Below are 250 nucleotides of genomic sequence, written 5' to 3'. Positions count from 1 at the left end.
TGGAGCGTGAGGTGCGCGAGCTGCGCCGCGCCAACGAGATCCTCAAGGCCGCGGCCGCTTTTTTCGCGGCCGAACTCGACCCACGGCCGCCCAGGTAGTCGCCTTCATCGACGCTCACCGCGGCGCTTTCGGCGTCGAGCCGATCTGCCAAGTGTTGCAGGTGGCGACGTCGACGTACTACGCGGCCAAGTCCCGTCCGCCCTCAGCCCGGCAGGTGCGGGACGCCCAGCTCATGGCCGAGATCACCACG

At 69.2% G+C, this 250-nt stretch carries 1 pseudogene and 1 other annotated feature; the pseudogene reads left to right on the top strand.

The window, feature by feature from the left end:
- A pseudogene (locus FLV34_RS43190) lies at window positions 1-250 on the top strand (IS3 family transposase); the annotation flags it as partial.
- Window positions 56-169 (top strand) — a sequence feature (AL1L pseudoknot). Its footprint overlaps the pseudogene before it by 114 nt.

The sequence above is a fragment of the Microbispora sp. CSR-4 genome (assembly GCF_008033685.1).
Lineage (GTDB): Bacteria > Actinomycetota > Actinomycetes > Streptosporangiales > Streptosporangiaceae > Microbispora.
This window is presented reverse-complemented; position numbering and strand designations above follow the sequence as displayed.